This is a genomic window from Mesorhizobium sp. NPDC059025 (genome assembly GCF_042739655.1).
Classification (GTDB): domain Bacteria; phylum Pseudomonadota; class Alphaproteobacteria; order Rhizobiales; family Rhizobiaceae; genus Mesorhizobium.
In genome coordinates, this window is record NZ_JBHYIM010000018.1 from 53,852 (window position 1) to 77,182 (window position 23,331).

At 62.3% G+C, this 23,331-nt stretch carries 18 protein-coding genes; 7 read left to right on the forward strand and 11 right to left on the reverse strand.

All coding sequences use genetic code 11. The features are described 5' to 3' along the window. Positions 1–14: 14 nt before the first annotated feature. Positions 15–1,049: a FecCD family ABC transporter permease gene (locus ACFWYE_RS28470; protein ID WP_379115439.1), complete on the forward strand. Its 1,035-nt coding sequence runs from the start codon at positions 15–17 to the stop codon at positions 1,047–1,049. Next, positions 1,046–2,083, forward strand: coding sequence for a FecCD family ABC transporter permease (locus ACFWYE_RS28475; RefSeq protein ID WP_379115440.1), 1,038 nt, complete (start codon positions 1,046–1,048; stop codon positions 2,081–2,083). Before ACFWYE_RS28470 ends, ACFWYE_RS28475 begins: the two co-directional genes overlap by 4 nt. Positions 2,084–2,093: 10 nt before the next feature. Here ACFWYE_RS28475 and ACFWYE_RS28480 read toward each other — a convergent pair whose 3' ends face one another. The 3 genes from ACFWYE_RS28480 to ACFWYE_RS28490 all read right to left on the reverse strand — a co-directional run bounded on the left by ACFWYE_RS28480 (position 2,094) and on the right by ACFWYE_RS28490 (position 6,360). Then, on the reverse strand, positions 2,094–3,242 hold the full coding sequence (locus ACFWYE_RS28480) for a GNAT family N-acetyltransferase (protein WP_379115441.1): 1,149 nt from the start codon (positions 3,240–3,242) through the stop codon (positions 2,094–2,096). Then, positions 3,239–4,234 carry a sterol desaturase family protein gene (locus ACFWYE_RS28485; protein WP_379115442.1) on the reverse strand — a complete coding sequence of 332 codons (996 nt, stop codon included), beginning with the start codon at positions 4,232–4,234 and terminating at the stop codon, positions 3,239–3,241. Before ACFWYE_RS28485 ends, ACFWYE_RS28480 begins: the two co-directional genes overlap by 4 nt. Positions 4,235–4,452: 218 nt before the next feature. Continuing rightward, a complete protein-coding gene (locus ACFWYE_RS28490; RefSeq protein ID WP_379115443.1) occupies positions 4,453–6,360 on the reverse strand; it encodes a heparinase II/III-family protein in 1,908 nt (635 codons plus the stop codon). Positions 6,361–6,468: 108 nt separating this feature from the next. Here ACFWYE_RS28490 and ACFWYE_RS28495 point away from each other — a divergent pair, with 108 nt between their 5' ends. Beyond that, a complete protein-coding gene (locus ACFWYE_RS28495; RefSeq protein WP_379115444.1) occupies positions 6,469–7,725 on the forward strand; it encodes a glycoside hydrolase family 5 protein in 1,257 nt (418 codons plus the stop codon). Positions 7,726–7,729: 4 nt separating this feature from the next. Here the strand turns inward: ACFWYE_RS28495 and ACFWYE_RS28500 are convergent, their stop codons facing one another. Both ACFWYE_RS28500 and ACFWYE_RS28505 read right to left on the reverse strand, forming a co-directional pair. Beyond that, entirely contained in the window at positions 7,730–9,151 is a 1,422-nt protein-coding gene (locus ACFWYE_RS28500; protein ID WP_379115445.1) for a hypothetical protein, read from the reverse strand. Continuing rightward, positions 9,148–10,239 carry a glycosyltransferase family 4 protein gene (locus tag ACFWYE_RS28505; protein ID WP_379115446.1) on the reverse strand — a complete coding sequence of 364 codons (1,092 nt, stop codon included), beginning with the start codon at positions 10,237–10,239 and terminating at the stop codon, positions 9,148–9,150. Before ACFWYE_RS28505 ends, ACFWYE_RS28500 begins: the two co-directional genes overlap by 4 nt. Before the next feature lie 183 nt (positions 10,240–10,422). On the opposite strand from ACFWYE_RS28505, the gene ACFWYE_RS28510 reads away from it, so the two are divergent. Next, entirely contained in the window at positions 10,423–11,862 is a 1,440-nt protein-coding gene (locus ACFWYE_RS28510; RefSeq protein WP_379062582.1) for a lipopolysaccharide biosynthesis protein, read from the forward strand. A gap of 123 nt (positions 11,863–11,985) precedes the next feature. On the opposite strand, the gene ACFWYE_RS28515 is transcribed toward ACFWYE_RS28510, so the two are convergent. From ACFWYE_RS28515 to wecB, 3 genes are read right to left on the reverse strand one after another with little or no spacing between them, the layout of a single operon-like run. Further along, positions 11,986–12,789, reverse strand: a complete 804-nt coding sequence (locus tag ACFWYE_RS28515) for a WecB/TagA/CpsF family glycosyltransferase (protein WP_379062584.1) — start codon at positions 12,787–12,789, stop codon at positions 11,986–11,988. Next, entirely contained in the window at positions 12,786–14,105 is a 1,320-nt protein-coding gene (gene wecC, locus ACFWYE_RS28520; protein ID WP_379062586.1) for a UDP-N-acetyl-D-mannosamine dehydrogenase, read from the reverse strand. Before wecC ends, ACFWYE_RS28515 begins: the two co-directional genes overlap by 4 nt. Beyond that, positions 14,098–15,252 (reverse strand): non-hydrolyzing UDP-N-acetylglucosamine 2-epimerase, encoded by a 1,155-nt coding sequence (wecB, locus tag ACFWYE_RS28525; protein ID WP_379062588.1) that lies wholly within the window; start codon positions 15,250–15,252, stop codon positions 14,098–14,100. The genes wecC and wecB overlap by 8 nt, the downstream gene beginning before the upstream one ends. Positions 15,253–15,499: 247 nt before the next feature. On the opposite strand from wecB, the gene ACFWYE_RS28530 reads away from it, so the two are divergent. Continuing rightward, positions 15,500–16,882, forward strand: coding sequence for a hypothetical protein (locus tag ACFWYE_RS28530; protein WP_379115447.1), 1,383 nt, complete (start codon positions 15,500–15,502; stop codon positions 16,880–16,882). Positions 16,883–16,981: 99 nt separating this feature from the next. On the opposite strand, the gene ACFWYE_RS28535 is transcribed toward ACFWYE_RS28530, so the two are convergent. Next, on the reverse strand, positions 16,982–18,268 hold the full coding sequence (locus tag ACFWYE_RS28535; protein ID WP_379062592.1) for a VpsF family polysaccharide biosynthesis protein: 1,287 nt from the start codon (positions 18,266–18,268) through the stop codon (positions 16,982–16,984). 162 nt (positions 18,269–18,430) lie between these two features. Here ACFWYE_RS28535 and ACFWYE_RS28540 point away from each other — a divergent pair, with 162 nt between their 5' ends. Both ACFWYE_RS28540 and ACFWYE_RS28545 read left to right on the forward strand, forming a co-directional pair. Beyond that, the gene (locus tag ACFWYE_RS28540) at positions 18,431–19,996 is read left to right on the forward strand and encodes a GumC family protein (protein WP_379062594.1); all 1,566 of its coding nucleotides are present in this window, start codon (positions 18,431–18,433) and stop codon (positions 19,994–19,996) included. A gap of 2 nt (positions 19,997–19,998) precedes the next feature. After that, the gene (locus ACFWYE_RS28545; RefSeq protein WP_379062596.1) at positions 19,999–21,105 is read left to right on the forward strand and encodes a glycosyltransferase; all 1,107 of its coding nucleotides are present in this window, start codon (positions 19,999–20,001) and stop codon (positions 21,103–21,105) included. Between the two features lie 21 nt (positions 21,106–21,126). Here the strand turns inward: ACFWYE_RS28545 and doeB are convergent, their stop codons facing one another. Continuing rightward, complete coding sequence (gene doeB, locus ACFWYE_RS28550; RefSeq protein ID WP_379115448.1) at positions 21,127–22,164, reverse strand: N(2)-acetyl-L-2,4-diaminobutanoate deacetylase DoeB; 1,038 nt, start codon at positions 22,162–22,164, stop codon at positions 21,127–21,129. Continuing rightward, positions 22,122–23,300, reverse strand: a complete 1,179-nt coding sequence (doeA, locus tag ACFWYE_RS28555; protein ID WP_379115449.1) for an ectoine hydrolase DoeA — start codon at positions 23,298–23,300, stop codon at positions 22,122–22,124. The genes doeB and doeA overlap by 43 nt, the downstream gene beginning before the upstream one ends. Between the last annotated feature and the right edge of the window lie 31 nt (positions 23,301–23,331).

Consider the following 23,331-nt stretch of genomic DNA (forward strand, 5'->3'; position numbering starts at 1 on the left):
TGGCTTGTCCAGGGATGCGGGAAGCCGGGAAACCAGCCCGGCTTCTTCGACGACGGCGATTTTTTTGGGGGCTTGCAGGTGCGGGCCTCACACTCGCGCTTGTCGGTCTGCTCAGCCTGGCTGTCGGCTCGCGCCCGGTTCCGCTCACCACGCTTTTCGAGACATTCCGGGCGTACGACCCGCTCAATGACCGGCACCTCGTGATCTGGGAATTGCGGGTACCCCGCACCATCGTGGCGATCCTTGCCGGGCTGGCACTGGGCACCGCCGGCGCCATCATGCAGGCGGCCACCAGAAACCCGCTCGCCGAACCGGGACTGCTCGGCATCAATGCGGGCGCGGCAACAGCAGTGATCATCGGGATCACAGTGTTCCATCTCACGGCCATGATCCACTATGTCTGGTTCGCCTTCCTCGGCGCGGGCCTGGCGGGGGCCGCCGTCTTCATCCTGGGACGTGCCCACGAAACCGGCACCAATCCCGTCCGCCTGGTGCTGGCCGGCGCCGGCCTTTCCATGATGCTAGGCTCGCTTACCGGCATCATCATGCTCAACGCACCGCTGGACGTGGTCGACGATTTTCGCCACTGGTGGGCGGGCTCCATCGAAGGACGAGGTTTCGATGTGGCAGGTGTGCTCGCCGTCGCGGTCACGATCGGTCTTGCGATTGCCCTGTTCATCTCAAGGGACCTGAACGCCGTGGCGCTCGGCCGCGATCTTGGTGAAGCACTGGGGGTCCGGCTCGGCAGGACATGGGGCCTCGCCTGCCTCTGTGTCATGCTTCTGGCCGGGACTGCGACAGCGGCCACCGGACCGATCGGCTTCATCGGGCTGGTCGCCCCGCACATCGCCCGGCTCCTCACCGGCTCCGACCATCGCTGGCTGCTGCCTTTTTCGGCGCTGTTTGGCGCGATCCTGCTTTTGTGCGCCGATATCGTCGGACGCGTTATCGTCGCCCCTGCGGAAGTCGCCGCGGGGATCATTGCCTTGCTCATCGGCGGACCATTCTTCGTCGCAGTAGCGCGCAGATACCGGTTGGCCCGGCTATGATGGGACGGTCCTCCTTCGGACTCCGGATCGGCGGCTTCTCGTTACAACTGCGCCGCCGGTCGCTCGCAGTCTGTGCCGCGCTCGTGCTGACAGGCCTCGTGCTCGGTGTGCTGCTGCTCGGAACCGGAACGCTGCATCTAACCCCATCCGAGGTGATCGACAGCCTGCTTGGTGCCGGCGGCAATCCGACGGCGGAGCGCATCATCCTGCGCGTCCGGCTGCCGCGCCTGGCAACAGCCATGCTGGTCGGGGCCTCGCTCGGCATGGCTGGCGCGATCTTCCAGTCCCTGTCACGCAACGCCCTCGGCTCGCCTGATATCATCGGTTTCACCACGGGTGCCGCGACAGGCGCCATCCTGCAGATCGTGCTTTTCGATGCAGGCCCGCTCGGCGTGTCGCTCGCGGCATTCGCCTCCTGCATCACGACCGCTGTCGCCGTGCTTCTGCTCTCCATGAGGCATGGGGCAACCGGCGGCTATCGGCTGGTTCTCGTCGGTGTCGGCATTGGTGCGATCCTGTCCGGCATCAACACCCTTCTCCTGGTGAAAGGCGGTCTCGATCAGGCTGCAGCCGCCCAGCTCTGGCTGGCCGGTTCCCTCAACACGCGCACATGGGCGCATGTGATACCGACAGCCATTGGTTTCGCCGCGATCGTTCCCGTTGTCGTCCTCAATGCCCGCCGGACGACCCTTCTGGAGATGGGCGATGACATAGCGAGTCAGCTCGGCGTGGTTCCGGAACGCACGCGGCTCACCATGGTGATGGCGGCTGTCGGCCTGACGGCAATCGCCACGGCCGCCGCCGGCCCGATCGCCTTCATCGCCTTGGCCGGACCACAGCTCGCCAGGCGCCTGACATCGTCACCTGGCCTGCCACTGGCGAGCGGAGCGCTGATGGGAGCGGTTCTGCTTCTGCTTGCGGATCTGGTCAGCCAGCGCACGCCCTTCCAGGTGAACATGCCTGTCGGCCTGACCACGGGCATGCTGGGCGGGTTCTACCTGCTCTGGCTGCTGACGCGCAAAAGAGCCGTCTGACCAAGAAAGGTCAGGCGTCGTCAGGCGAACCGTCCTGCTGCTCCGACCCACTCTCGCGCCTGCTTTTGATCTCCTGCCGCGTACGGTCGGCGAGGGAAACAAGCGAACCCAGCAGGGTGCGCGCGCCGAGAACGGATTGAAGCGTCACTCCCTCGGTCGCAAATCTGCTCTTGAAGGCATAGCCGCCGCAGAGGAAATCGACCATCCGCAGGCCGTTGTCGATCGACCATTGTATGTATTCCACGATCAGGACCACACCCGGCGATGCCCGGCTGAACTCCGGATCATAGGTGGTGACGAATGCCATCATGACGCCGCGCTGGACGATGTTGATGGAGACCGCGACCATCACGCCATTGCACTCGATCACAAAAATGCGCAACACGCCGGCACGCGCAAGCACATCGACCAGCGCCGCGAGCACGGATTCGCCTTCCTGGAAAAGATCGGATTCACGCGAGGTCTGCACCAGCCATCTGCGCTTGAGTGCGGACAACCGCTCCAGCACCGGCTGCAGCGGCTCATCCGGTGGGAGCAGGCGGAACGTCACTTCGCCGGCCTCTTCCAGCATCTTGAGGCCACGCCGATAGTTCTGGCGGGTTTTCTTCGGATGCGTCGCCAGCCATTCGGCTCCACTCGCCCACTCCCCGGCTACGCGATAGCTGACCTCTTCCCGATGATTGCGACGAAGCTTGATGCCGCCGGAAACTCCTGGTGCAAAGACCCTTTGGGCCGCCGCATCCGGCGATAGGCGGTTGATGAAAGCGATATCGAAACCGCCCTCGGACCAGATGCGAGCCCACAATTGATCGAGGGCTGATTGCGAACATTCCGGCGCCACAAGAATGTCTCCGTAGTCCGAATAGCTGTTGGCAGCCCATTCAAGGAACCGGAGGCCCTTTCGCCTGCAGGTCGCCAGGGGAACGACGGCGACCAGCCTGTCGTCATTCCAGATCAGGCCGATCTTCAGCGTGCGCTTGCGGCGGTCGGCCACCGTGCTCCACCATGCCGAAATCCAGCCATGGCTTTGAAAGATCAATCCCTCGGTGCGCTGCCACAGACTTGTCCAGTCAGCCTCGATCGCTGCCAGGCGGTCGGCCGAGCTGACAATCTCCAGGCGTTCCATCCCGATTGTGCCGATCAAAACAGTTTCATTCATGGCTGGAGGGGGTCCTGCGGCTGCACCACGTCGGCAGGGCGTTTCCTGAGCGGTCGGATGAGATGACCCGCCATCTTCTTGAGAGGCAGGACATAAAGTCCGTAGAGCGATTGATAGTCACGAACATCGCGGTCCATCAGGCCGAATTTCAGCTCCTCGTCCGGGTCCGGCACGAAATGCGTTCCGAACAGGCGATCCCAGAATGAAAAGAGCAACCCGAAATTCTTGTCGTAGTGACGCGGGTTCACACTGTGGTGCACCTGGTGCCAATGCGGGGAGAGGATGACGTTGTCGAGCGGACCGAAGGAAATCTTCAGATGGGTGTGGCGGACGAAGTCCATCATCAGGATGTTGCGGATGACGTAGACGTTGACACCGAAGACCGCGATTTCGACCGGATTCAACGCGATCAGGCTCCATATGCCGAAGCAGGTCCCCGGGATGACGCCATCCCAGGCGCGGTTCATCAGGTCGTCCAGCGGATGAACCCGGTCCTTGGTGATCCCCACCATCACCTCCGCCGAATGATGCACCTTGTGCAGCTCCCACAGGAACGGGAAGCGATGCTGGGCGACATGGTAGAGGTAATAGGAGATGTCGTAGGCCACCAGCATGGATGCGGTGAAAAGGACGAGGGTCACCGGTCCGGCCGGCCCTTCGATGAGCGGCCCCGAAATGCCGAAGAGCCAGCCGAAGGTCTGATTGGTTGCGTAGCCCATGGCGGCGATGAAGGTGACGCCGGCAGGAATGAGCAGGAAAGGCATCATCAGCTTCTTGGTGATCCAGAACAGGGCATCCGCCCGCGCCGACGGATGCAGGATCACTTCCGCCGGAAAGGCAAAATCAAAGAAGTCGCGGAAGGACTTGTCCTTGACGGTTCGCCAGTAGACCACCAGCGCGCTGCCCAGCGCCGTCGCCAGAAGCAGGCCGAGCGTCACGTAGTCGATGTTCGACAGCTTTGTGGTGACCACTCTGACGAGTTCTGAAAACATCGATATCATGGCCCCCCAGTATGTGGATTGGCGATCCGGCTGGATACGAAACGCAAACTTGCCAAGCGCGCCGCGTAGGGCTCGCGATCATTCAAGATGCGAAAGCGGACATACACACCGCCCCGAATAGCAGATCAACCGTGTCGAAACTGCTAAACCTTTGAACGTCTTTTAAATGATGTCGGACGGGACGGAAAGCCAGCCGGAGATATCTCTCGCTACCGCATTGGGCTGACCGCAAGGCGGATGGCGACACCGTCCTTGCCGACCTGGCCACGCCAGGCAAGACGTGGTGCAGGTTGCCGGGCGCCGAAACGCGGCGAGACCCAGCCGCCCTGTCCCGGCGCATCGCCGCCAGCGCGGATATCGACCGCGTCGTCGGGAAATTGCAGGATCATCAACGTCTCGCCACCACGCGAAACCCTGACCAAACCGCCTTCCCGGCTTGCTTCGAGGCCGGCCGCAAGCTGGAAAGCGATCTCGGCCATGCGGCTGTCACCAAGCAACTGGTCGGTGATGACGATGCCGCCGGCTTCTCCGGTCACGGTGCGTTGATGCACAACGCCGAAGCGGGCTTTGTATCCGTCATGGCTGGCACGCAGTTGCCAGGGCAATCCGTCCCGGCTGTCGACCAATATCGCGCGCGCCTTGTGCGACCAGTTGAACGGACCCGAGATGATGCTCTGGCTCTGACCGTCTATGTTCAGGGTGTTGTGCGCCGGCGTGGAGCGGAACCAGTTGCGCCATTCCCGCCCCGAGCCATAGAGCCAGGTACCTGGGTCGACCAGCACCGGCTCGCCGTCGATACACAAGGTGAGTTGCAGCGCGTCGGCATGGCCATGCGCCGCGATCGAGAGGTAACCGAGTGGGCCGTGATCGTAGGTCAGGTCGATGCGGCGGCCGTTCATCGCGCCGTGCCAGACGGAGAGGCCGCCTTGGGCGAATGTGCGCAAACCTTCCGGAACCGGCGCGGAGCGCGGTGGCGTGCCAAAGAAAAGCGCGCGAAAATCGTCCGCTGCCGGAGCGACACCCGCCATGCCGAGATGGCCATGGATGGCAGCAGCGACCGAGCGGACATAATCGTGCTCGTCGCCCAGCGTGAGCGCCCGGCCCTCATCGTCATCGCCGAAGCCGCCGGCCCTTGCAGGAAGCCAGCCAGCAAAATCGGCGAAAGCAGCCAGGCGCCCATCCACGGAAGCGGGGAATGGCGACCCGGCCCGGCGAGCCGCAAAGGCGCACAGCAGGATGAGCTCGGCGGTGAAGGCTCCATAGGTCGGGGTTTGCTCGGCTGCGGCGCCGTCCGCGAGGATCTGCTTCTCTGCCTCCGCGACAAGTGCGGCGCGCACGGATGAGGACTCGGCCCCGAAAGCCATGCTGATCAGATATTCGCCGGCCAGTTCGGCGACGAGATGGTTGTTGGCGGACGAAAACCGGGAGGGGAACCGTGGCAGCCAATAGGCGCTTGCCGCCAGTATTTCACCTATGTTGCCACGTGTCGCTGCGGCAAGCCGGTCACCGGTGATGTCGAGCGTGACGATCAGGCCGATGGCCCGCAGCGCCACTTCGATGCCGGATGCCCAGGCCACCCCGCGGAAAGGCGGATTGGCGGCATGCCAGCTGTCGATGGCGGCCTCGATGGCCTCCAGGCATCTGTCGTCGCCGGAGAGCAGCCACTGCACAGCCAGCGGTGGCAGCTGCTGCAGCCGGTTGATCTCCCAGACATATTTTATGTCGCCACGGTCACCGATCGAACGGAAGTCGATATCGAAGGCATGTACCTCCGAACCCGGCCAAAGCGTGCCGCTTACCGGATCGAGGCGCCAGAGTTCGGCGGGAAACAGGAGGCCGGGATCGCGGGGCGGCCATGTCCGCCCGAGGGCCGAAAACCGCCCCTTGAGCGTGCTGTCAGCCGCGGCCGCGACCGCTTCTCGTTGCTCAGCCGTGGCGGCTGCCTGTATGACATCTTTCAATCCGGCGAACACGGGATGCAGTGGGGGCGAGTCATAACGCTGCCAGCCATCGTCACGGCGCCTGGAAACGACCTTGCGGCGGTGCTCGCCCAGCCGATGCAGGATCTCGGCAGGGCCCATGCTGCGCAATCGGTTGATGTACCAGCCGATCCTCATGCAAGCTCAGCCACGGTTATACTCCATGCCGCCGGGAAGCCATTTGGCCGCAATTCTTCCTTTGCATTCCCCCGGTTAATATCTTCGATCATGATACGGAGATTGGCGATGAGAATAGTGGCGTTTGTCGCAATATGGGCACTCTCGCTGATCACAGCCGCCGAAGCCGAGCCGATTGCCCTGCAAAAAGGCGTCGGCGTGCATGGGTGGCTGAACTGGTCTCCCGTCGAACAGGACCGCTCCTACAGATGGCCGCCCTACCGAACCGAGAAGGAATGGCTCGGTGCAGGCAGGCCCCTCTCCGACTGGCCCGATGGCGAGGTGTTTGCCAGCATCCGCGCCATGGGGTTCGACTTCGTCCGCCTGACCGTCGACCCAGGCCCCCTGCTTGCCAGCGATGGCGCCAAACGCCAGCAGGCCCTGGACATCCTTTCCGCCGCGGTGGAGCACGTCACTTCGAACGGGCTCAAGGTGGTCTTCAACCTGCACAGCGTTGAACAGGTTCCAGCCTATGGCCTCAAGGTCTTCTCCGGCAGCGCCGACAGCGAAGGAGTGGCGCGCTATCGCGATATGGTCACGGCAGTCGCTGCAAGGCTGGCCAGGATCGGCACCGACAAGGTTGCCCTGGAGCCCTACAACGAACCGACCCACTACCCCTGCGATGCAAGCGGCAGTGACGATTGGCAGCGGATCATGTCGGACACGGTGCGCGATATCCGTGCGGTCAGTCGCGATCTCACCATCGTCGCGACAGGCGGCTGCGGCGGCAGTGTCGCCGGACTGGTCAATCTGAAACCCGATTTCGACGATCCCAATCTCTACTACAGCTTCCATATGTATGAGCCGCACAGCTTCACGCATCAGCGGCCTGACGGAACATCAACCACCTTCGCATCGGGCCTGCCTTGGCCGGCCGACAGCGCCACGCCTGAAATCGTGATCGAGACCCTTGGCGCGCAGATGGAGGCTGCGGGCCTCAGCCAGGTCGAGCGCATGATGAATACGGTTTCGGCACGCGAAAGGGTCGCCCAGTATTTCGCGGAAAACTGGGGGCCGAACCAGCTCGAAGCGGTTTTCCAGCAGGCGATCGATTGGGCCAAGGCCAACAACATCGCAAGCAGGCGGCTGTTCATGGGTGAATTCGGCGTCATCCTGATGTCGGCCGATGGCCGGATGGGTGCCTTCGACGCCGACCGTCTGCGCTATCTGACGGCTGTGCGGCAACTGGCGGAGCGCGATGGCATGCCGTGGTCGATCTGGGAGTTCACCAATCCTGATGGAATGACAGTCATCCAGCCGACCGGGCCTGCGTTTCCGGACCGAGAACTGTTGAAGGCGCTGGGCCTCACGCCCCGGGGCCAGTAGTCCCTTATTCGAAGTCCGCCATGTTGAGGCGCTGGTCGACGAAAGCGCGCTTGCCGGCACGCCCCCAGGCAATGCGCTCGACCTGTTTCGCCGAAAAGCGGATAGCGCCATGGGTCTGCCCATTCAGATTGGCGATCAGGCGCCCGGCTGGATCGCCAACCGCCCCCTCGACCGGAATATAGCGAACCACCGCCTCACCCGGCGTATCCTGATAGAACTGGAATTCCTGCAATCCCTCAAAGAAAATCGGATCTTCCGGCGCGAGCGACAAACTCACCACGTGGCTGCCGTCGGCAGCGATCAGATAATCGATGTTACGACGCGGCATGATGGCATCGACCCGCAGCCGCTGGCCGTTTTCGGCACTGGGCAGTTCGAGCAGCCGCGCACGATCCCCGGTATCGTAGCGGATGAACGGCATGCCGGTGGACAGGAAGCCGGTGCCGACGAGCCGTCCCAGCCTGCCAGGCTCCACAACGGGCGCATCATCGTCGTCGACCAGTTCCGCCAGCCCGTAAAGCGGATTGAACTCGTAACTGTCCATGCGTCCGGGCATTTCAACGGCGAACAGCGCTTTTTCACTCAGGCCGTAGAAACAGGCGAAAGGCACCTCGCCCAGCACGGACTGGATGCTGGCACGCTGGTGAGGGAAAAGGGGTTCGGAAATCGGCATGATGCCTTCGATGCGCAGTTTCGGTGTCCGGCCGAGCTTGCGCATATGCCGGCAGAACAACTCGATCGCCGAAGGATAGCCGTAGAGGAAGCGAATGCCGCGTTCATCGATCAGGTCGAGATACAAAGCGGCGTCCTTGACAGTCATCGGAAACACCGAAAGCCGTAGTTCGCGCAACGCCGGCTCCCACTCGTGCAGGCGTTTGCCCTGGGCGTCGAGGCCAAAGCCGCGGAAGCAGGCGCGTGCCGTCTGTTCGCCATAGCCTATGCGCGACCACGCGTCATAGACGAAGGCGATCTCGCGGGTGCTGCGGTCCTTGTCCAGGTAGAAGACAAAGGGCTGCTCGGTGTGGTTTCCGCTGGTCGTGGCTTCGTCAAGGTTCGATGCAGGCTCCGCCAGCGCATCGTTGCCTGCATCGCGCAAAGCCTGTTTGGTGAGCACCGGCAGGCGGCTAAGGTCGGTGAGCTGCAGCGTCGCAAGGTCAAAGCCGGGACCAAAGGCCTTGTCGATCAAGCCACGATAGAAGGGGCTGCCCGCATGCGCTTTCTGCAGCAGCGCCCGCAGCGCGGCCAGATGCGCGTGCCCGGCATAGGCAGGATCCGCGGCCGCGTGGGCGATCTGTTCCCGCCACGAACGATAGGTCGCGCCGAACTTCATCGTGGTCGGGACACGCGCCACCAACGGCGCTAGAAGACGTCTCAGGGGTTCAGGGCTGCGCACATAAGCGCCGCGCGCGATGTCGAGCAACTTCATGATCTCGCCTCCCCTCCGTTGCCGATCGACGCATCGTGCCACACGCGGCGCAATGCCATTGCGAACGGAGCAATTTCCAGCCGCTCGCGATGCACGGCCTTGGCGGCCTCGCCAAGGCGCGTCCGCAGAGCCGGATCTTCGACCAGGCGCGTCAGCGCTTTCGTCAGTGCCGCGACGTCGCCGGGAGGGACCAGCAAGCCATTCTGCTCATTGGTCACGATATCTTCCACCGCTCCGACCGGCGTCGTCACCACGGCGAGGCCGCTGGCCATGCCTTCGATGACCGATACAGGCAGATTTTCGGCAAAGGAGGGAAGTACCAGGATGTCGGCTGATGCGATCAGAGCCGCAACCTGATCGGGTCCAACCCATCCGGGAAGCTGGACACGGTCCGTGAGGCCGAGTTCCGTCAGTCGCGCACGCGTCTCCTCGACCTCGCCGTCCCCGGCTATCGTGGCGCGCCAATGCCCGACGGACTTCATGTTCCCCAGGGCATCGCACAGTTGCGGCACGCCCTTGCGTTCGCCGATGCGCCCAAGGAACAGGATATGAATGCTGTCGCCGCCGCCAACATGCGCCAGCAAGGGAGTTTCAGTGGCGTTGGGCACGATGACGATGTTGCCGGCCGCACCGGACGCGCGACTGGCTATGAAGTCGCGCCACACCCTGCCTAGTACGACGACACGGCTGGCATGCTCGAACATGCTTCGGATGCGGCGGTCGAGAAAACCGCCATCTCCGCTCCAGAAAGACCGGTACTCCGCGCCGTGCAAATGCAGCACATAAGGAACACCGAGCATTCGCGCGCACCTGGCAATAACCAGCTTCCGGTAGGTGCTGCCCATGCTTGCGACGTTGATGTGGATGACATCGGCGCGCCCTGCAAGGCGGGCCGCGAGCATGCGCAGACAAAAACCGAGCGTGTAGAAGACCGAAAGTCCGACATGTCCCGGGCCGCGGGTCGCGATGAAGCGCACGTCGATGTCCGCGCTATCCTGCCGGTCGAGTTGCAGCTTGAGCGCGCCCATGAGCCGGTCGATGCCACCCTGCCCCAGGCCACCCGAGGGTGTTGCGACCAGGACATGCATTTTTTGATGGCTTGCGGAAGGCTGCAACATGACACCATTGCGGATAACACATGCGGACCAGCCATAAAGCAAAGGTCTCAAATAAAGCTTATGGCCAAAGTGATATGCTGTTCTTTAGTGCCATGATGCTGGATTTCCCGCCTCCCAACGGTTAATCAGGCGGAATTGTCCGGGAAAAACCCTTTGCTGCTTCGCTCAACGCTAATATACGCCCCGGCGATCCTGCTGACACGCATTTCCGCTTTGCTCCTGCTGGTCATCATGACCCGCATGATCGACCAGAACCACTATGGCCTGCTGACGCTGGTGGTTACGGTCGGCGAAATGACGGATGTCGCAGTCACCAGCTGGCTACGCATTTCACTGCTGAGACTCGGCGGCAAGGGCGACATCAGCAAGGGCAGCCTGATCCTGGCGGGACAGGTGCTTCTGGCCACGACGACCATTGCACTGGTTATCTCCGCGATTGCCTCGGTGCTCATCGTGCCGGAGCATTGGGGCGAGTTTGCCATAGCCGTGGGCAGCTACCTGATCGCCGGCTCCATCGGCCGCTTCGCCTTGACCATCCTGCAGATGCAGCAGCGGCATTCGGTCTATTCGATGCTCGAAGCCTTGCGCAGCCTGCTGCAGCTCGTCTTGCCGATCGCCGCAGTCTTCCTGTTCCAGCGCTCCTTCCTGGCGGTGTCCCTCGGCTCCAGCCTCGGCATGCTGATTGCCGGCATCACAGCGGGCATCGTCGCATCCCGACACATCGTTCCCGGCCCGTCGCGCTTCACGCGCCAGGAGTTTTTTGCCTTCGGCGCTCCCTTGGTCATCATGGCCCTGGTCGGCTTCGGGCTGAACAGCGCCGAGCGACTGTTCCTCAAGGTCTACTACGATGCCAGCGCCGTGGCGGTCTTCGCTGCGGCCTATGCATTGGCCCGGCAGCCGATCGACATGATTGCCAATGCAATCAACACCGGCGCTTTCCCGGAAGTGGTGAACCGCTTCGACGAAGAAGGGCCCGAGGCCTCAAGCCGCCTGCTGTCGCAACTCATGGCCCTGATGATGCGCCTTTGCCTGCCGGTCGCGGCAATGCTGGTGGCGCTCAGCACCGATATCACGCGGCTCATGCTGCCTGCGGATTATCATGGCCGCTTCGGCCTGCTGTTTCCGGTCATCGCCTTCAGCGTGCTGTGCGCCAATCTCGCGACGTTCGTCTACGGCGTCGTGGTGCACGCGCACAAGCGGCCGTGGTTGCTGATCATCGTCAATTTCGTCGGCTCGGTCGGGACGATCTCGCTGTCTTTCCTGCTGATCCCCACCATGGCGGAACTGGGTGCCGCCTTGGCTTTGGCGGGCGGATCGGTAGCGGCCCTGGCAAGCTGCATCGTCATCGCCCAGAGATTGACGCCGGTGCCCGTGCCGTGGCGCGACATCGGCGTCTCCGTCATCATTTCCGCGAGCACAGGCGTGGCTGCCGCACTCACCGCGGCGCTGCTCAGCCACGCACCGCCGATCCTGCCGCTGGCGGCAGGCGGCAGTGCCGGGACCGCGACGTTCTTTGCGCTGATCTGTATGTTCTATCCGAAAGAGGCGATGCTCTTCATCGACAAGGTCAAGGCGCGACTGCCGATCTCGTAGACCGGCGCGTAACCCTAGAGCGTTTTCACGGAAACGCTCTAGCTCTCTGTTTTTGCGCAATTTCGGACGGAGTTTTGCGCAGTTTCGGACGGAAAACCGTTACACACTTTTCCTGAAATTGCCCTAGGGTTTGGCGCCCCCGCGTATGCGACGATGCCAGAACTCCCGGCAGAGCAACCACGCATAGGCGGTATTGGTGTCGTAGTAACGACGCCACAGACGCCGAGGCTCCTGCGCGACACGAAACAGCCACTCCATGCCGAGGGCCTGAACCAGTTTCGGCGCCCGGGCGACCTTGCCGCCATAAACGTCGAAGCTGCCACCCACGCCCATGACGAAACTCGGCTTGAGCTCATCGCGGTAGCGCTTGAGGAAGCGCTCCTTCCTCGGCGTCGGCATCGCCACGAACAGGCAGTCCGCGCCTGAAGCGTTGATGGCCTGGACGACCTCCGGCTCTTCCTCGGCCTTGAAATAACCGTTGCGCTTGCCGGCAATGACCAGGTTCGGGTGATCGATAGCCAGCTGACTTTCCACCGCATCGAGAACGTGCTGTTCGGCCCCGAGAAGAAACGGCCGGTAACCCTTCTCCGCGCAGAGGGCGAGCACGTTGATCATGACATCGACGCCCGTGACCCGTTCCGGCAGGCTCACGCCGCAGAGCCTGGCGCCCCAGAGCACCCCCTTGCCGTCGACATTGATCAGATCCGCCGTGATCACATCATCGTGCAGTTCGGCATTCTTGCGCATGTTCACAAGCTTGGCGACGTTCACGACGACATGGTGCAGCGGTCGATGCGCGGCCATGGCCTCATCGGCGATGGCCAGCGTCTCGGCCATGGTCAGGGCATGAATGGGCGCATCGAGAAATTCCCGACGCCGTGATGCCAGCAGGGGATGCTGCGCCCATGCCGCATCATGCATGGTCATGCGGCCTCTCCGGTCCGCTCCAGCGCAGACTTCTTGCCTTCGATGCGGGCATCGGGCTTGCGCGCCTTGCGCCAGGTCCAGAGACCTCTGGTGTCGACCAGCTTCTTGTCCTTGAGCGCTTCGGGATCGACGAAATTGAATTGCCGATGATCGACCAGGAGGACGACGATGTCGGATTGATCGATGGCGGAAAGCGCGTCGGTGAATGCGATGTCGTGGCCTTCGAGCTCACGTGGCAGGGCACGTGCATTGGGCTCGGCCGCGACGATCTTGAGATTGGGTATCCTGGACAGAAGTTTCACCACCTCGACAGCCGGGCTTTCGCGCATGTCGTCGATGTTGGGTTTGAAGCTCAGGCCAAGACAGGCGATCGTCTGCTGACGGGTCGGGTCGAGCAACGCCTCGATGTCCTTCACCACCGAGAGCGGGCGCTCTGAATTGATGCGGCGCGCCGAGCTGATCAGCCGCGTGCTGTTGGGAGCGGCGTCGATGATGAAATACGGATCGACCGCGATGCAGTGGCCGCCAACGCCCGGGCTTGGCTGGAGAATATTCACGCGAGGATGCCGATTGGCGAGATCGATGACCTCCCAGACATTGAGCGACAGATCCTGGCACACCGCCGCGAGTTCGTTGGCGAAGGCGATGTTGACGTCTCGGAACGCATTTTCGGTCAGCTTCACGAGCTCCGCGCTTTCGGCCTGCGTTATGAAGAGGTCGCCGGCGACGAAGCTCGAATAAAGCGTGGCGGTTCGTTCCGACGACTTGCGTGACAGCCCGCCGATGGAACGGTCGTTGTTGATCAGCTCCGTCAGCACTTTTCCCGGCAGCACGCGCTCGGGAGAATAGGCCACGAACACGTCGGCCTCTTCGCCATGCGTAACAGGGAATTTGAGATCTGGCCGCAGCTCTGCAAGCAGGTTCGTCATGACGCGCGTCGTGCCGACCGGCGACGTCGATTCCAGCACGATGAGATCATCGCGCTTCAGCACCGGAGCGATGCTGCGCGCCGCCGCAAGCACATAGCTGACATCCGGCCTGTGGTCTTCGGTGATCGGGGTCGGAACGGCGATGATATAGGCGTCAGCCGGCTGAGGCGTGTTGAAGGCCTTGAGCTTGCCGTTGGCGACGACCTTCTGGATCAAACCGTCCAGATCGGGTTCAACGATGTGGATCTCGCCGCGATTGACCTTGGCCACCACCGCTTCGTTGACATCAATGCCAATGACATCGAACCCGCGGCTGGCAAAGATGGCGCAGGTCGGCAGGCCGATGTAGCCCATGCCGATAACGGAAACGGTTCTGATTTCAGCCATGGTGCTGTAGTTCCTCAATGATCCGGATCGCGGCGCGGCCATCGCCGTAGGGATTGTGTCGTTCCGTCATACCACGATAGACGCGCTCATCATCGAGCAAGCTATTGGCATTGGACAGAATTTTTTCGATGTCCGTGCCGACAAGCCGGGCGGTGCCCGCCGCGACTCCCTCCGGACGCTCGGTGTTTTCCCGCATCACCAGCACCGGCTTGCCAAGCGACGGCGCTTCTTCCTGCACGCCGCCGCTGTCGGTCAGCACCAGATAGCTCTGCTTCTGCAGATACAGGAACGGCAGATAGTCCTGTGGGTCGATCAGGTGGATGTTCGCCACTCCGCCCAGTTCCTTGTCGACCACCAACCGTACGTTGGGGTTCGGGTGGACCGGGTAGACGATCTGTACGTCCTTGCGCATTGCCAGCGTCTTCAGCGCACTGCAGATACGCTGAATGCCGCCGTCAAAGTTCTCCCGCCGGTGACCGGTGACGAGGATCATCTTCCTTGTCGGGTCGATGAACGGAAAACGCGCGGCAAGCCTGGCGTTCATCTCCGTGTCGGCATCGATCTCGCTGGAGAAATGCAGCAGCGTGTCGATGACCGTGTTGCCAGTCACGAAGATCGTATCGGCGGCCTTTCCTTCGGCAAGCAGATTGTCGCGGGCTTCGGCGGTGGGCGCGAAATGCCAGGTGGCGATGTCGCCGGCTATCTTGCGGTTCAGTTCCTCGGGAAAGGGGGAATTGATGTTGTGGCTGCGCAATCCGGCTTCGATGTGGGCGACGGGAATGCGCTTGTAGAAAGCGGCCAGCGCCGCAGTCATCGCGGTGGTGGTGTCACCTTGCACGAGCACGATGTCCGGCTTGGACTTGTCGAGCACATCGGCCATCCCGAGAAGCACGCGCGACGTCACGTCGAACAAGGTCTGGCCGGGTTGCATGATGTCAAGATCGTGGTGCACCGGCAGGCCGGTCAGATCGATGACTTGCGCCACCATCTCGCGATGCTGGCCGGTGACGCAGATCTCGGTTGTGAAGTCCGGGTGGGCCAGTGCAGCACGCGCAACCGGAAAGCATTTAAGCGCTTCAGGCCTGGTGCCGAACACGATCAACAGTTTTCGTTTGCCGTGCGACTTGGAATGCGAAACAGTGCTCATGGTTGACCTTGGCCGCCAAGGTCCGCGTTGCCGCCCAACCCTGTGACAATAGCGTCAGCAAGCGTCTCCCCAGTGGAAAATATTACCACTTGATTAATGGCGATTCCCATGCCCCCTCGAGTATCCCTTGCTAAGAACTATACCTGCAGATATCAAAACAGAGTCACTTTAAAGAGAATACCTGGGCTTGGGTAACATTTTAATTATCAGCCACGCCGGCTCGTCCCGGCGCTGGGAAAATGAGCTTATGCAACGGCTGGGCGCCTCAGGCCACGTCGTCTCGAGCCGGCCTGCGATGGCGGCTGCGCCCAGAACTTTGGCGCTCGATGCCGTCCTGGCCATCGAGAGTTGTCGGTACGGTTCTTCATTGGCAACGCGCGCAAAACCGCTACCTTCCGTCGATCGCGGTGCACCGGATCTCGTCATCGACCTCACGGCCTCTGCCACGGCACAAGCTGCTCCAATCCTGACGCTCGAGTTCTGCGGCAGGAGCACCTTTCCTGCTGGCATCACCGCTTTCCTGGCGGGCGGCCCCTCGCCTGAACTTGCCGCCCGTCTCGATGGCGTTGTCGTGGCGCGGGCGCGCCCGATGCTCTCGGATAAATTCTGGCTTTCCCGGACATCGAACGACCTGCTTGCCGGCGCCATATCGCTGATCATGCAGAGCGTTGCCCGTTTCTTTGCAGGTAAGATCGAGCCGATCGCCGACAGCGAGCCATCTTCCGGAAAGGACGGCAGCTTCATTCGCCATGCGGTGCCATATTTCTGCAAGGGCGTGGTCAACCGCGCCGTGCAGAAATACCAGCAAAGACGACGTCCGTTCTACTGGCAGGTTGCCTACCGGCTGATCGATGGGCCGGGGGTTGCAGAAGTCGGAAAACTGGACGGCTCACCATTCAGCGTCCTTCCCGACGACGGCGAACGTTTTTACGCAGACCCGTTTGTCTTCGAACACGATGGCCGCCACTTCCTCTTTGTGGAGGAGTTTCCCTATGCGACGGGCCGCGGCGTGATTTCCGTCGCCGAGCTTGGCGACGACGGCACGTTCGGCGTTCCACGGATCGTACTCAAGGAAAAACACCACCTGTCCTATCCGCAGGTGTTCGCCCGCGATGGCGAGATTTTCATGATCCCCGAAAGCGGTTCGGCGCGCGAAGTCGTGCTCTACCGTGCCGAGCAGTTTCCCGATCGATGGGTCCGCGACACGGTGTTGATGAAGGACAGCGATTTCAATGATGCGACGCTGCTCGAAGCCAACGGTCGCTTCTGGCTGCTGGGGACCGAACGATACGGCTTCGGCAGCGCGTCGGATACATTGGCCGTCTACAGCGCACCTTCGCTGCGCGGCCCATGGGCCGCGCATGCGCTGAACCCGATCGCCGTCGATCACTCGGCAGCCCGGCCCGGCGGCGCCATTTTCCGTCACGGCGCAAAGCTGGTGTTGCCGGTACAGGATGGCTCGCGCGCCTATGGCGGCGGTCTTGGCCTGATGAGCCTGGACCAGCTGGACGAGAGCGATGTCCGCTTCTCGACACCGCGTCCGATCTGCCCCGGACCGGCATGGGCGCGTGCCGGCATCCATACGCTCAACCGCGCAGGTCGTGTCGAAGTCGTGGACAGCGCCGGCTAGAGCATTTTTGCAGCCAAGCGGAATCACTTTGCGTCACAAAAATGCAGCAAAAACATAAGGTTATAACACTTCCGCGTTTCCGTTAAAAACGGAAACGCTCTAGGATCGAACGCGGGCCTGTTCGAAGGTAACGGCCGGCGGAACCTCCTGCTGCTTCCTGGTGGCAATCAGCAAGACCACCATGATCGTCACATCCGGCGTCTTCGACGACAGGGCGTTGTTCGACAGCGAAGCAAGCAGGAAGACGGTGGTGGCGACCCTCGCCGGCAGTGGCGCTTCACGCAGCAGCTTGAAGATCAGCCAGAGAATCAAAATGAAGAAGAGTATGGCTATCGGCACGCCGAACAGCAGGCCGAAGACTACTGGAGCGCTCTCGATATGGGGCAGCCCCAGCTGCTCGTTGACGATCCTCAGCAGCTCGTTGGCGTCCATCCCAAACAGGATGTCCTTCCAGCTGACCAGTCCGAAAACCTGGTAGATCGTCACGCGCGCCATGAAGTTCGCGTCGAAGATGGTGTTGTCGAACCGGCTCAGGAGGCCGGCCGACAACATGACGGCAACCATCGCCACGCCAATGACCGCGGTGAACAGCAGCACGACGAATTTGGCTTCGCGTTGATGCTCGTTCGTCAGCCGAGGCCAGCGCACGAACATCAGGAGTATGAAGATCTCGCCCACGGTCAGGATCAGGGCCGTGCGCGCGCCCGACGCGGCGGTGCCGACAAACAGGATCAGGATGGCGAGCACCCGAACCCATATGCGCCAGCGGGTCGATGCGACGAAGCCTATGGCGATGGCGCACTGCCCGCCCAATGACAGTGGATGTCCAGCCAACCCGATCGGCCTGAACACCGGTTCGCTCTCGGTGAAGGGCAAAAGTCGATGCTGGGTGGCAACTTCCATGATGCCGATCGCGGCGCTCAGGATCAGCGTCGCGAGCACCACGTCCCCCAAGGCTCGTCGAGTGTCCTCGTTCAGGGCCAGCATCATCAGACCCGCGGCACCGGCCACCAGATAGGTGTCGACCACAAAACCCGACGCACCTGCGCGGCCAGCAGCGAAGAGATAGGGCACCAGCACGAAGACCAGCACCGAATAGCGGAGCAATGCCTTGAACACGCTGATCTCGTCGCCGCGCAGCAGGAAGGGTCGGCTGAAGAGAACAAGCGCGCACAGGAAGAAGATGGCGTAGGTGCCGAGATGGAGCTTCTGATAGAAGGGCCCGCCGTCTTCCGTGTAGTTGACGACCATGTTCATCAATTGCTGCGATACGGTGAAGCGGATCAGCAATGCGGCGGCCGCGCACAGAAAAAACAGAAGTGTCAGCGCGTTCTGACGGCGCATCCGGCTGGATTGCTGTTCCGATCCGGCAGTCAGGCTGCTCATAGCCTATTCCAATTCACACGATGGTCCAGCAACCGGATCCGCAGGTTCGCCGGATGGTCATGACACGCCGGTTATCAAGTTATGTCCAAACATGGAAAATAAAATGTTAACGATGTTTCTGTAAGCCATCTATGCGAGATGAAGAATAGCAAGGGTTAGCAAATGTCCGCCGGTACCCGTCCTCCTACCTCTGCGGCGGACGCCGGCATCAGCCCGTACGAGCGGATCGAAAACGCGCGCCGTGCCAGCGCAGCGAAGCTCCAGCAAGGTACCTCGAGCGCAGCGCGTGCCCTTACGTCCCCTGAACCACATGCGCCACAGCCTCAGGCGGCCGTTCCGGTCGCAACGGTGACGCTGGACAAGATCGGGACTTTCCTCGAGCTCGATTTCCGGCGCCTGTTTGTCTGGCTGCGCTCCGGTCTGCTCCTTGCATTCCTGCTGGCGATTGTCGGCGCGATCGTCGGCGGCGCTTATTCGATGCTGGGCAAGCAGCTGTATACGGTCAACACGGATATCCTGATCAATCCCGCCAATCTGCAGGTCATCCAGAATGACCTCTACCCTCAATCGGGCCAGGTCGACGGCCAGATCCTGAGCACACGCAGTAAGCAGCGTATCATGACGTCGGGAAGCGTGCTTTCCCGCGTCGTCGATGAGCTTGAACTCTTCAACGACCCCGAATTCTTCGATGCCAGCCGAAGCGCCGGCAAAGCCAACGCCCCCAAAGCGGACCCGAAACTGGCCGCGCAGAAAAGCCTCGCGCTGAAGGTCAAGACGAGCGGGGACGAGAGGTCGTTCGTGACGACGCTTACCGTATCGGCGCAAACCCCGGAAAAAGCCGTCGAGATCTCACAATCCATCGTCAAGCATTTCCAGGAAGAACTGGCAAGCGCCGAGGCTTCCGGCGCCAATCGCGCCGCCACGGCTCTCGATGCACGGCTCGGCCAGCTCAAGAGCGACGTGCAGGCCGCCGAAGAGAAAGTCGAGGCCTACAGGCGCAGCCACAGCCTGTCTTCCAGCAACGGCCAGCTTGTCAGCTCCCAGACGATGACGCAGCTCAACAGCCAGATCGTCGAGGAACAGTCGCGCGTCGTCGCCGCGCAGGCGAACTACGATGCCCTGGTCGCCTCGGGCATCAATGGAACCCCCTCCGCCCCCGAAACGTCCGAGGCGCTTGCCGCACTGCGTGACAGGGCAAACGGACTGCGGCAGCAGATCGATTCACAGGCGATGACGTTCGGGCCCCGCCATCCGACGATCGTCCGTCTCAAGACGGAATTGGTGACAGTGGACTCGCAACTGAGAGCCGAATACGCGCGCACCGTCGACCAGGCCAAGGTCAATCTGAGCAGGACCAAGGCGTCACTGGCTTCGCTCAACGCCAAGATGAATGACCTGAAGGGCCGGGTCTTCGCCGACAACGAATCGGAGGTCGCTTTGCGCGAGCTTCTACGGGACGCGACGTCGAAGACGGCGATCTATGAGAGCTTCCTGTCGCGCGCACGGCAGATCACCGAGCGCGAGCAGATCGACACCACCAACGTCCAGGTGATCTCCACGGCAGTGCCCCCCAACAAGCGCTCATGGCCACCCAGCACGACGATCCTGGTCGGCGCGGGAGCTGTCGGCGGCTTTGGCCTTGGCATGCTGCTTGCCATCGCCTGGGGCATCCTGCGCGACATGCGCCGTCCGCCCAGCCGCCGGGAACCCAACATCGCTGGCGCCTGAACATGGCAAAGCGCATCGTTTTCCACATTGCCAGCCTGAGGGGCGGCGGCGCCGAGCGCGTCTTCGTCCTCATGGCCAATGAGCTGGCGTCCCGTGGTCACGACGTCACGCTGTTTACCTGGAATGCCGAAGGTCCCAATGCTGCCTTGCGCTCGCCCGCGGTAAAGCTGATCGACCTTGGTTTTGCCATTCGCGGCGAAAGCTACAGCAAGGCGGACACGCTGAAAGGCGTGGTAAAAGGAGTACGCCTGCTCAAGCGGCTGGCTCCCGACGCGGTGTTCAGCGCTCCCGAATTCGCCAATCTGCTCATGGCGGTGGCACTGTTGCTGGCACGCAGCCGGGCCAAGTTCTTTCCAAGCTTTCATGCCGCGGCTTCGCACACATCCGACAGGATCGGGGCGAGACTGGCGGGCTATCTCTCTTCGCTGGTGGCGGCACGCGCCACCAGCGCCATCGCTGTTTCCGAGGGTGTCGGTGGCGACCTGGTGGCGAATGGCTTTTCCAGATCCAAAGTGACCGTGATCAACAACCCACTGCCACCGCCGGCCCAACGCCAGGAGCACAATTATCCTTGGCAAGCAAAACTGAAGAGCATGGGCGGCGGTCCGGTCATCGTCACCGCGGGACGCCTCGTTGCGGTCAAGGACCATCTGACCTTGCTGCGAGCCTTTGCCAAGCTGCGCGCCAGCCGGCTTGCCCGTCTCGTCATCTTCGGCGAAGGTCCGCTGGAAGCTGAACTGCGCGCCTATGCCGGGGAAACCGGGATCGCGCAGGACGTGCTGTTTGCCGGCTACGTCGAAAACCCCGCGGCCTGCTACGCTGTTGCCAACCTGTTTGCGCTGTCATCGACAAGCGAAGGCTTCGGCAATGTCCTGGTCGAAGCCATGGCTGCCGGTGTCCCGGTCGTTTCCACCGATGCGCCGCACGGCCCCCGCGAGATTCTTGGCGATGGCCGTTTCGGCATCCTCGTGCCGGTCGGTGACGCCGACGCCCTGGCGGAAGCCATGGTCAGGATGCTCGACCAGCCAACCTCCGCCGCGACCCTGTCAGGCAGGGCCGCGGATTTCACGATCGAAAAGATCGGCGACCGTTACGAAGCACTGCTCTAGACGGGCCTGTGGACGGGTTCATCACTCCGCGACAGCCACCACCGACACGCAATCCCCAGCCTTGACCAGTCCAGGAAAATGACGGGCTGTCAGCAGGCCGGAAATCTTCGCCCTGATTTCCTGCGGCGCCTGCCCGGTGCGGCCGGTCGAATGGATGCGCGCGACGACGGCACCTGCTTCTATCGGTTCGCCGAGATCGACCATCGTCTCGATCATGCCGTCCTCCTCCGCAAAGCAGAAGCAGTCGCCGGAAGGCATGTCGAGCCAACGTGTCGGCAGCTTCTCGACAGCACCCTCCACGATGCCCTCGTGGCGCAGCACGTTCAGGATGCCGCGCCTGGCGATGCGCACCGTTTCGGCGCGTGAGGTGCCGCCGCCGCCGAGTTCGGTGGTGACAAAGACCTTGCCCATCTCCTCGGCCGCGCTGTCGTACATGCCGACCGCATCGATCTCCAGCATCTTCATCGAAAAGGGCGCCGAGAAGGCTTCGACGGCCGCGAAGGCGCGTGCCTCCTGTTTCTTGTCCGGCAGGATATGCGCGGCGCAGAACGGCACGAAATCCAGCGTGCGCCCGCCGGAATGGAAGTCGAAGACGACGTCCGCGCGCGGCAGCAGTTCACGCTGGAAATAGTCGGCGATCTTCTCGGTGACCGTGCCATCGGGACGGCCGGGGAAGCTGCGGTTCATGTTGCCCTTGTCGATCGGCGAGGTCCGCGTGCCGGCCCGGAAGGCCGGATAGTTCATCGCCGGCACGATGATCACCGTGCCCGAGACCGCTCTCGGGTCGAGCGTGCGGGCAAGCTCGTAGAGGGCGAGAGGCCCTTCATATTCGTCGCCATGGTTGCCGCCAGTAAGCAAGGCCGTCGGGCCGCTGCCATTCTTCACCACGCAGATCGGGATCATCACCGAGCCCCAGGCGGAGTCGTCGCGGCTGTAGGGCAGGCGCAGGAAGCCGTGCTGGACTCCATCGCGACCGAAGTCGACAGACGCGGAAATGGGAGAAGGCCGCGACATCGTCAGTCCTTCACCACCAGCTTGCGCGGTACGTTGGCCAGGCATTCGACCCCGGTCTCCGTGATCAGGATCGATTCCGTGATCTCCAGTCCCATCGTCTCCAGCCACAGTCCGGTCATGAAATGGAAGGTCATGCCGGGCTTGAGCTCGGTGCGGTCGCCGGGGCGCAGGCTCATGGTGCGCTCGCCCCAGTCCGGCGGATAGGAGATGCCGATCGGATAGCCGGTACGGTTGTCCTTGACGATGCCGTACCTCTTCAACACCGCGAAGAAAGCATTGGCAATGTCCTCGCAGGTGTTGCCCGGCTTCGCTGCCGCCAACCCGGCTTCCATGCCTTCGAGCGTCGCCTTCTCGGCGTCCAGGAACGCCTGCGTCGGTTTGCCGAGGAAGACGGTGCGAGACAGCGGGCAATGATAGCGGTGATAGCAGCCGGCGATCTCGAAGAAGGTGCCCTCGCCCGCCTTTATTGGCTTGTCGTCCCAGGTGAGGTGCGGCGCGGAGGCATCCTCGCCCGACGGCAGCAACGGCACGATCGCCGGATAATCACCGCCAAAGCCATCGGCGCCGCGGATGCCCGCGTCATAGATTTCAGCTACGAGATCGCATTTGCGCATGCCGACTTCGATCCTGTCGGCGATGCGCTGATGCATCGCTTCCACGATGCGCGCGGCCTTGCGCATGTAGTCGATCTCGGTGGCACTCTTGACCGCGCGCTGCCAGTTGACCAGCGCAGTCGCATCGACAAAGCGGGCATTGGGCAGGTGCTGCTGCAGCGACGCGAAGGCCTTGGCCGAGAACCAGTAATTGTCCATTTCGACGCCGATCCGCTTGCCATCCCAGCCGCGCTTCGCAAGCAGGCCGGCGAGATAGTCCATCGGGTGGCGCTCGGTCGACTGCACATAGTGGTCGGCATAACCGATGATGTTGTCGTGGTTCAGGTAGGCGGTGCGCTTGGCGCCGTTGGCATCCTGGCCACGCCCGTACCAGATCGGCTCGCCATCCGGCGGCACGATCACGGCCTGATGCACATAGAAGGACCAGCCGTCATAGCCTGTCAGCCAGGCCATGTTGGAAGGGTCGGAGCAGATCAGCACGTCGACACCCTTGGCCTCCATGGCCGCGCGCGTCTTTGCGAGGCGCTCCGCATACTCCTCGCGCGAAAACTTCAAATTGGGCTGCATTCTTCCAGTTCCTCGTTTTGGCCCTTCGGAC